The 7,752-nt window shown below is 58.6% G+C and carries 7 protein-coding genes; 6 read left to right on the plus strand and 1 reads right to left on the minus strand.

The genetic code is table 11. The annotated features are described in order from the left end of the window. From WA354_RS14190 to WA354_RS14200, 3 genes are all read left to right on the plus strand, one after another. A partial coding sequence (locus WA354_RS14190; RefSeq protein ID WP_472813670.1) for an ATP-dependent helicase occupies positions 1-2,225 on the plus strand: 2,225 nt, incomplete at its 5' end. A 107-nt stretch (positions 2,226-2,332) separates the two neighbouring features. Continuing rightward, positions 2,333-3,031, plus strand: coding sequence for a dienelactone hydrolase family protein (locus WA354_RS14195; protein WP_472813671.1), 699 nt, complete (start codon positions 2,333-2,335; stop codon positions 3,029-3,031). Positions 3,032-3,176: 145 nt separating this feature from the next. Then, positions 3,177-3,653, plus strand: coding sequence for a hypothetical protein (locus WA354_RS14200; protein ID WP_472813672.1), 477 nt, complete (start codon positions 3,177-3,179; stop codon positions 3,651-3,653). Between the two features lie 25 nt (positions 3,654-3,678). Here WA354_RS14200 and buk read toward each other — a convergent pair whose 3' ends face one another. Further along, positions 3,679-4,812, minus strand: coding sequence for a butyrate kinase (gene buk / locus WA354_RS14205; RefSeq protein ID WP_472813673.1), 1,134 nt, complete (start codon positions 4,810-4,812; stop codon positions 3,679-3,681). A 137-nt stretch (positions 4,813-4,949) separates the two neighbouring features. On the opposite strand from buk, the gene WA354_RS14210 reads away from it, so the two are divergent. The 3 genes from WA354_RS14210 to WA354_RS14220 all read left to right on the plus strand — a co-directional run bounded on the left by WA354_RS14210 (position 4,950) and on the right by WA354_RS14220 (position 7,431). Beyond that, positions 4,950-5,150: a cold-shock protein gene (locus tag WA354_RS14210; protein ID WP_348264127.1), complete on the plus strand. Its 201-nt coding sequence runs from the start codon at positions 4,950-4,952 to the stop codon at positions 5,148-5,150. A gap of 224 nt (positions 5,151-5,374) precedes the next feature. Next, positions 5,375-6,268 carry a tyrosine-type recombinase/integrase gene (locus WA354_RS14215; protein WP_472813674.1) on the plus strand — a complete coding sequence of 298 codons (894 nt, stop codon included), beginning with the start codon at positions 5,375-5,377 and terminating at the stop codon, positions 6,266-6,268. Continuing rightward, positions 6,265-7,431, plus strand: coding sequence for an IS91 family transposase (locus tag WA354_RS14220; protein WP_472813675.1), 1,167 nt, complete (start codon positions 6,265-6,267; stop codon positions 7,429-7,431). Before WA354_RS14215 ends, WA354_RS14220 begins: the two co-directional genes overlap by 4 nt. Positions 7,432-7,752 lie beyond the last annotated feature (321 nt).

The raw sequence follows: 7,752 nt of genomic DNA on the forward strand, positions 1-7,752 counted from the left end.
ATGCGCTCGACTTCGACGACTTGCTGCTGGAGGCTGTCAGGCTGCTGAAGGTTGCAGGCGATGTCCGCGAGCGCTATCAGCATCGCTATCGCTATCTGCTGGTGGACGAATATCAGGACACGAACCGGCCTCAATATGAACTGATGAAGCTGCTGGCAGGCGAGCATCAGAATGTGTGCGCTGTGGGCGACGAGGATCAGAGCATCTACTCGTGGCGCGGTGCCGACATCCGCAACATTCTTGAGTTCGAAAAGGATTTTCCCAACGCACGCATTGTGCGTCTTGAACAGAACTATCGCTCCACGCAGATCATTCTTGAAGCGGCGGGCGCAGTCGTAGCCAACAATCTTCGTCGCAAGGGCAAGAAACTGTGGACCGATCGCCAGGGCGGCTCGCTGATTGGATTCTACGAAGCACCGGACGGCGAAAACGAGGCTCTGTTCATCGCCGATCGCATCCAGAAGTTTCTGCGTCAGTCAGTCGAAGCCGGAGATGAGGCGCACTGTGCGGTCTTGTATCGCACCAACTCGCAATCACGGCTGGTAGAAGAGGCGCTGCGCCGCTACGGCGTCAAGTACACGATGGTGGGCGGGTTCAGCTTTTACGAACGCGCAGAGATCAAGGACCTGCTGTGTTACTTACGGCTCGTCCGCAATCCGCACGATTCCATGGCGCTGAATCGGGTGATCAATACGCCCGCGCGCGGCATCGGCAAAACGACGCTGGAGACACTGGAGCGGCTCGCGCTTGAAACCGGCCAGTCCACGTGGGAGGCTCTCGGTACTGCAATCGGGCAGCGGCTCATCCCAACGCGCGCGCAGATGGCTCTCGAATCCTTTCGCACGCTCATTCTCGATGCGCAGGCAATGATGGATCCGGATTTCGCAGGCAAGCTCTCCGCCGATGTGGGAACCGAAGACGCTGACACGGACTTCTCTTTTGGCGCGGAGGAACCGGGTGCGGAAGAGAAGCAGGAAGCCAGTGATGCGCTTGAAACAGCAACGGAGTTCAGCTTCGGCGATAACGAAAATCAGATTCCGCTGCTTGATGCCAGCCATTTCTCGCCCTTCGCCGAGCATTCGTTCGCGGCCAAAAAAGCACGCCCCTTCCTGCAGATGCCGAAGCAAAGCGCGAGGCAAGATCAGGCAACAACGCGGGTGCCCCAGGTCTCGCCTTTGAGACCTGGGAAGGATGCGTCCAGCGCCGACAAGGCGTCATCGTCTGAAAGAGATTTCAGAAAGCCGGGCGATCCTGCCACCCTTCCGGAACTGATCCGCTTCCTTATCGATCGCACCGGTTACATCAAGGCGCTCGAAGCTGAAGCTTCGCCGGAATCGCTGAGCCGGGTAGAAAACCTGAAGGAATTGGCCAACGCAGCGCACGACGCAGAGGTTCGCGGAGAGACGCTTGCCGAGTTCCTTGACCACGCAGCGCTCGCGTCAGACACTGACCAATTCGATCCCAGCGCCCGTGTAACACTGATGACGCTCCATGCAGCCAAGGGCCTGGAATTTCCGCTTGTGTTTCTGGCGGGACTCGAAGAAGGCCTGTTCCCGCACTCGCGCACGCTCATGAATCCGGAAGAACTGGAAGAAGAGCGCCGCCTCTGCTATGTCGGCATGACGCGCGCCATGAACACGCTGATCCTCACACGCGCTCACTATCGCCGACGCTACGGCAACGATGCACCCGAACAAAGCGTTCCCTCGCGATTCCTTGAGGAAGTCCCAAACCAGCTGGTCGAAAATCTCGGAGGAAGATCTCCTGCATGGGCCGTCCCGGCATACGGAAATGGACGCGGTTCCAGGTACAGTGAAGGTCGCCGGCAAGGTAACTCGGGCGAGTTCGACAGCCGGCACTACAACTACGAGGATGAGAGCCAGGAAGTGACAAGAGTCCCGGGCGGCCACAGCTCCTCTCTAAAGAGTAAAAGCCCGGAGGGCGGCGGCAATTCGATCGATAACATCGCCCGGTTCTTTGGTGGACAGGGCGTCAAGCCCGGCTCATTTGTTCGACCGGCCTCCGCGCGTCCGAAGATGGATATTCCCGAGCCCACCGGTGCGGCCGGTCTGAGGAAAGGCCAACGCGTGCGCCATAGCAAGTATGGCGAAGGGCAAATCGTGATGCGGGAAGGCGAGGGCGATGAGGCGAAGCTGACTGTTCTCTTCTCGCGGCACGGCCGGAAGAAGCTGATGGAGAAGTTCGCCAACCTCGAAAAGCTCTAGCGGATCGACAATCCCCATCGAATCGGCCCCGGAGAACCGGCGCTACAATCGCACTGACAGCAAAATCCATGCGGAGCTGCGTGCGTTAAATTTTGCGAGGGCCTGACATGAACTTCCGTTCAGGGCTGTTGCTGCTGATCGCGATTTCTTGCGTCTCTGTCCGCTTCTTCGCGGAGTCCCCTCAACTCGTCCACTTCTCGAGCGGAGAAAGACAGGTATCCTACGAGACTTTCGGCGCCGAATCGAACGGCCCAATCATCATCATGATGCACGGAGCAGGAGGACCGAGCGTTCCGCTCTATCGCGGACTGGCGCAGTACCTCGCGACGAAGAACTACACTGTGCTCTTCCTCCACTACTTCGACGCAGCCGACACCTTTCGCGCATCCGACAAGAATTACGTCGCATGGGAAAGGGCCGTGAGCGAGCTCGTTGACCAGTGCCGGAAAAATCCGAAGTGGGCCGACCGCAAAATTGCGCTTCTGGGTTTTTCGCTCGGAGCCTCGATCGCCCTTGCCTCCGGTTCGCAAGCTATTCCTGTCGATGCCGTGGTGGAGTGGTATGGCAGCCTGCCTGACGAATTCTTTTATCAACTGAAGGGCATGCCGCCGTTGCTGATCCTGCATGGCCAGCATGACGACATCATTCCCGTAACCAATGCGCAGCAGATCATGCAACTTTGCAGCATGAAGAGTTTCACCTGCGAGAGTCACATCTATCCCGATCAGGGGCATGGATTCCTGCCACCCGCCTACGACGACGCCGTGAAGCGAACGCTTGACTTCTTTTCGAGCCACCTGAAATAGAAAGCCCGGACTCCCGTCCGTATTGTTCGTTTCTTGAACCGCCCTATCTGTCCAAGCATCCGTCCCGGGGCAAACAGATTGCCCCGTCGATCAAGATCACTGATCATGTCTTCACAAGAAATGCATCGCCTTCCCCGAGGTCTTGATGTCAGTTCCGATGTCCGCTGTTTCAATCTCCGCAGCTACTCAAAAGACCAGCCTTGCGCTGCCGATCCTGGTCGGAGGCGGGCTCGCCGGCCTGCTCGACATGACCTCTGCCTACATCAGCTTCGGCCGCTACATGCCGATAGGAATTGCCGGCGGCATCGTCGGTGCAGCCGGACGTCATATATCAGTCGGCCAGTACATCCTTGGCCTCTCGATTCACTACTTCATCGCGTTCTCAGCGGCCGCCGTGTATTGTCTTGCGAGCAAAAAGCTGGACTTCCTGCGCGACCACTTCATTGTCTGCGGCCTGTTTTACGGGATCGCGGTATTCCTCGTGATGCAGCTGGTTGTGCTGCCGCTGAGCGCTTACCATGCCATGGGGCCGTACCAATACCGCGGCCTGGTTCAAGGCCTGCTCGCACACATGTTTCTCATCGGCCTGCCAATCTCAACAAGCGTGCGCATGCTGCCATAACCGAACAAACGCAGAAACCGGAAGCCTACTCCAGCCCGATGACCAGAGCATCTCTGTGAACGGCGGATAGAGAATGTGATTCCAGCCGCCTAGCCTGCTCCTCGCCATTCAGCACGCGAAAAACGCCCTCCGCCAGCGCTTGCAACTCGTCTTCACCGGGATAAACAGTGATGGGCCCGATCCACTCGATGTATTTGCGCAGCCGGCTCACCATGCGTTCGGAGTGCGCCATGCCGCCGGTCAGCAGGAGTGCGTCCACACGGCCTTCGAGCACCGCGGCCATGGCTCCGGTCTCTTTGGCGATCTGGTAGATCATGGCCTCATAAACGGCTGCTGCTTTGACGTCGCCCGCATCAATGCGACGTTCCACTTCCTCTAGATCGCGCGTTCCAAGGTAGGCAAAGAGGCCGCCCTCGCCGAAGACCTTGCGGTCGAGTTGGGTTTCAGAGAATTTCCCGCTGAAGCAGAGCTTGATGAGTTCGCGGACAGGCAGCCATCCAGTCCGATCCGGCCCGAGTGGGCCCTCTTCCGGCGTATTGTTGTCGATCATCCGTCCGCACCGATGAGCCGACACAGTAATGCCGCTGCCCATATGGGCGATGATCAGGCGCAGATCCGAGTACGGGCGCCCCGTCTCGCGTGCAAATCGCCGCGCTACTGCCTTGATGTTCAGCGCATGGCCTACGCAGGATCGTTCAATCTGCGGCAACCCAGATATCCGCGCACAATCCTGCCATTCGTCCACGGTCACAGGATCGACGATGTAGGCCTTCACTCCGGCGGCTTGCGCAAAGCGAAGCGCCAGCACAGCTCCCAGATTGCTCGCATGCTCGCCACGGCGTGCGAGGCGAAGTTCCTCAACCATCGCATCGTCGACCAGGTAGGTCCCGCAGGCCATTGGCGGCAGCAATCCGCCGCGGCCACCTACGGCTGCGAAGTGCTTTGAATCGTATCCTGCTGTGGAGAGTGCTTTTTCAATCAACGCGGCGCGATAGCCGGTTCGCGCCAGCATCGAGCGGCCACGGAACTGGTCAATTTCTTCGTCGCCGTGATGCACCGAACTGACCCATTCCGCTCCTTCGGCCCTGAAAACACCGAACTTAGTGGAGGTTGAGCCGGGATTAATGACGAGGACGCGGTTGTTACTCTGGTGTGGCACGGAATCTCCCCTGCCATGCTACACTTTTTGCAATCCCAGAATTCGAGTAGAAGTTCTTGCCTGTTCCGAGTTACCGCTCCACACGCAACACTTCCACATTGCGTTCGCGGTAAAAGCTTTAAAGGAGCATTCTTCAAATGGAACAAGGCACAGTTAAGTGGTTCAATGACGCAAAAGGTTTTGGTTTTATCACCCGCCAGAATGGCGAGGACGTATTCGTCCATCACACCGCCATTCAGTCGCAGGGCTTCCGCTCATTGCAGGAAGGCCAGCAGGTTCAGTTCAACGTGGTCAAGGGACCCAAGGGCTGGCAGGCTGAGAACGTTCAGGCTCTCTAATTCAGAGCTGTAAAATTTCGAAACAGCAGAGGGGCGGCCAACCAGCCGTCCTTCTCGTCTTTAGCGCCACTGCTACAAACTGGCGCAAGACACTGTCAGGCAAAACATAGCCCTAATTTCCCAATTGTCCACGAGAACGAAGCCGCAGGCGCCGCGGCCGCTACGGCAGTGGCTGGCGAGTTGCTTTGAGGCCGGGATAGGTTGGGTCACAGGAGGTACCTACTGTGACCAACCTTCGCAAGATGATGCTCGAGGAACTCGAGCGTCGCAACTATTCCGAGTGCACGACGCGACGTTATCTGCGTTTTGTCGAGCGGTTCGCACAACACTTTGGCAAGCCCCCAGACAAGCTCGGTCCCGATCATCTTCGCACCTATCAGGCTTATCTGCTCAAGGTGAGGAAGCTGGACCCGGGAACAGTCGAGAACCATGTGGCTGCGCTGCGGTTTTTGTTCATACGAACGCTTCATCGGCATGAGTTCCGCCAGTTCCTGCCCTATCCCAAGACTCGCAGGAAACTACCCAAGATTCTGAGCCTGGAGGAAGTGGCACGTCTGATCGATGCCAGCAGCGGCCTTTTCGAGCGTACGCTGCTGATGGTTCTGTACGGCACAGGGATGCGCCGGTCTGAGATAGCACGGCTGAAGATAGCCGACATCGACAGCCAGCGCATGGTCATTCACGTCGTAAACGGCAAGGGAGGCAAGGATCGTGACCTGCCTCTGAGCCCAACGTTGCTGGAGACGCTGCGGGCCCACTGGCGGTGGCTCAAGCCGCAGACATACCTGTTCCCCTCGCGCATGCATCGCGACTCGGAGCAGCCGATCACCGACAAGATCGTGTGGCGCACCTGCAGCGAAGCCGCCAGGAGGGCCGGCATTCGCAAGAGAGTCACACCCCACCTGGTTCGCCACAGCTGGGCCACGCATCTGCTGGAAGCCGGAACCGACCTGCGCACCATCCAGCTTCTGCTCGGTCATGAGGATCTGGAAGTAACAGCCAGGTATCTGCATCTGTCCGACCATCACCTGCACCAGGTCGCCAACCCGATCGAAGAACTGAAGCTCTCCAACGTCGACCAGAGCCGCCGCTCCTACCATCGTCCGCGCCGCCCATGACGCGGCCGGCCATCGAAGTGGCCGACATCGTCCGCACGAAGGGCAGGCAGTATCTCGAACAGTTCAGTGCCAGTTATCAGCAGCTGAAGGCATATCGGGCTGTGGAGCGCTGCCGCACCGCTGCTCTGGGCGGACATAAGGACAAGTGTGTCAACTGCCCGTACGAAGCACCCCACTCTTACAACTCCTGCCGTTCACGATGCTGTCCCAAGTGCCAGGCGCAGCAGCGCCGGCGATGGCTCCAGGCCCAGCAGCGGGATCTCGTCAACACCAACTACTTCCACGTCGTGTTCACCGTGCCTCACGAACTGAACCCGCTGGCACTGACTTCTCCGAGACCATTTCTCGATCTGCTCTTCGACGCCAGTTCCCAGACCCTGCTCGAAGTCGCTCGAGATCCTAAATGGCTGGGCGCTGAGATTGGATTTCTTTCTATTCTGCATACCTGGAGTCAGACCCTGCTGGGCCATTACCACGTCCATTGCGTGGTCCCCGGCGGCGGACTGTCCCCAGATCATCAGCGCTGGACTTCAACCAGCCACCCACGGTTCCTTCTGCCCATTGCGGTACTGCAAAACGTCTTCCGTAAGAAGTTCCTTGCCGGACTCCGGCATCTCTACCGCAAAAACCTGCTCGATTGCCGCCGGGCCGCCGCTGATTTCCATGATCCCGCGTGGTTCGAACAACGGATCGAGACGCTGGGCTACAAGGACTGGTATGTCTATGCCAAGCCGCCCTTCGGCGGACCGGATTATGTCCTCGGTTATCTCGGTCGTTACACCCACCGCATGGCCATATCCAACCACCGCATCACCGCCTTCGACGGCGAAAAAGTCCGCTTTCGCTGGCGCGATTATCGCCACGGCGGAATCCAGCGCGTCATGCTCCTCGACGCCGTCGAGTTCCTGCGCCGATGCTTCCTGCATGTATTGCCCCGGGGGTTCGTGCGCATCCGCCGCTACGGCCTACTGTCGAACCGCTTCCGAAAACAGATGCTGCCCCTGGCACGCACCCTGCTCGCCGCTCAGGGCCGCGAGCCGCTACTGCTTCCGCCTCCACCAGACTGCGATCTCTGGCACTGTCCCCGTTGCGGCGCACCTATGCGCGTCGTCGAACGCTTCACCGCCGCTCAACTCTACTTCACAGGCTTAGATTCTTCATGACCCGCGCTGCCAATCCGCTCTGCCGGTTTGCTCCATGCACGCGTTCGCGATCGTGTGCCCAACTGATCCCACAACCCTTCAAAGCCGCCCTAACTGGCCGGCTGCGAAGCCGGATCGAACTCAAGCTATGCAACTGCTCAACTGTTCCCAGCACCCGCGGCAACGATGAAGCACTAAAAGGCTCCTTGCTAAACCAGGAAATGGCATTCAATATCCATAATCCCGGCATCACTCACCGCGCCCGCTAAGTACGCCTGCGGCTTCCTTCTCGTGTCCAAATCGAAACCGCCTCGCGGAGCAAATCGAGCCTCACAATTAGAC

This window comes from Occallatibacter sp. (assembly GCF_049802275.1).
In the GTDB taxonomy this organism is placed as follows: Bacteria; Acidobacteriota; Terriglobia; order Terriglobales; family Acidobacteriaceae; genus Telmatobacter.